At 66.0% G+C, this 1,658-nt stretch carries 1 protein-coding gene and 1 pseudogene; one reads left to right on the top strand and one right to left on the bottom strand.

What is annotated here, in order from left to right; translation table 11 throughout:
• The first annotated feature begins 201 nt into the window (after window positions 1-201).
• Complete coding sequence (locus A6A05_RS03145; RefSeq protein ID WP_068497388.1) at window positions 202-1,416, top strand: MFS transporter; 1,215 nt, start codon at window positions 202-204, stop codon at window positions 1,414-1,416.
• 85 nt (window positions 1,417-1,501) lie between these two features.
• On the opposite strand, the pseudogene A6A05_RS21655 reads toward A6A05_RS03145, so the two are convergent.
• Window positions 1,502-1,658, bottom strand: a pseudogene (locus A6A05_RS21655) (IS4 family transposase); the annotation flags it as partial.

A 1,658-nucleotide genomic window follows, 5' to 3' on the forward strand; every position in this document is an offset into this window, starting at 1 on the left:
TGGTGTGTCTCGACAACCACCATCTTGGCGCATTGCGACGCCGGTGAGCAGGGGCCGTCCACCCCATCAATTCATTGATCGGTTGGTATAAGTCCAGGCTGGATGAAATTTTCCTCATCGGTGGATCAACAAAACGGGTTTGCCGCCCCATATGGGGGTCTCTAAAGTGAGACCAGGCTGCAACGATCCCGAGACCCGCCGATGACCCGCCCCGTTTGGCTAAGCCCGGCCGTGCTGACCATCTTCATGGCCGGCACCACCATGATGAGCGTGTCGATGGGGGCGCGCCAGGCGCAGGGCCTGTTGATCGGCCCGCTGTCGCTGGATCGCGACTGGCCGCTGGCCACCTTCTCGTTGGCGGTGGCGGTCCATAATCTGATGTGGGGCGCCTTCCAGCCCTTCACCGGCGCCGCCGCCGACCGCTTCGGCGCCGCTCGTGTCGCGGCTCTGGGCGCCTTCGCCTTCGGCCTGGGCATGGTGTTGACCGCCCTGGGGGGCGCCACCCTGACCACCTTGGGGCTGGGCGTGGTTTCCGGCTTTGGCCTGGCCGCCACCAGCTTCGCCGTGGTGCTGGGCCCGGTCGGCCGGGCGGTGTCGCCGCAATACCGCACCACCGCGTTGGGGATCGGCTCGGCCTTGGGGTCGCTGGGCATGATGGCCCTGATCCCGGTGGCCCAGGCGCTGATCGCCCATCTGGGCGCCACCGGCGCCATCTGGGTGCTGGCCTGCCTGTCCTTTGTCTCGATTCCGCTGGCGCTGATCCTGCATCGCGGCGAAAAGGCCGCCGCGCCCCCGGCCATCACCACCCACCAGCAAAGTGCCGGCGAGGCCCTGCGCGAGGCCTGGGCCCATCCCGGTTTCAAGCTGCTGACCCTGGGCTTCTTCGTCTGCGGCTTCCAGGTCACCTTCATCGGCGTGCATCTGCCCGGCTATCTGGCCCTGTGCGGCATGAGCAAGGGAGCCGGCGCCACCGCTTTGCTGGTGATCGGCCTGTTCAACGTCATCGGCACCTATGGGATGGGCCGGCTGGCCCAGGTCTATCGGCCGAAATACGTGCTGTCGTGGATCTATCTCGGCCGGGCCGTCGTCACCTTGGCCTTCGTGCTGGGGCCGAAGAACGAGGCGACGCTGTTGGCCTTCGCCGCCTCGATCGGGCTTTTGTGGCTATCGACGGTGCCGCCGACCTCGGGCCTGATCGCCCATGTGTTCGGGCCGCGCCATATGGGCATGCTGTTCGGCGTGGTGTTCTTCTCGCACCAGATCGGCAGCTTCCTGGGCTCGTGGCTGGGCGGGCTGATCTATGACGCCACCTTGTCCTATGACGTCATGTGGATGGGCACCGCCATCCTGGGCGTCGCCGCCGCCCTGGTCCACCTGCCCATCAAGGACGAATCGCTGCGCGGCCAGCCGGCTTAGAGTCTGTCTGGTTTACGCTGATGCACACTTTCTCCTCCCGTCATGGCCGGGCTTGACCCACTGCTGTCCGGTTTAATTTTCGGGCTCATAGCAACACCATCTGATTGGGAGCGCCCCTGGGGCTGCGGTCGTCTCCGATTAGGCGGTCGATGCGGCGCAGGTGCATGAGGTTGGCGCGGACCAGACGGGCAAAGGCAAGCGGGCTTTGGACCAATTTCTGGGCCGTCTGGGCCAGGCGCAGC

The organism is Magnetospirillum moscoviense (assembly GCF_001650635.1).
GTDB lineage: Bacteria > Pseudomonadota > Alphaproteobacteria > Rhodospirillales > Magnetospirillaceae > Magnetospirillum > Magnetospirillum moscoviense.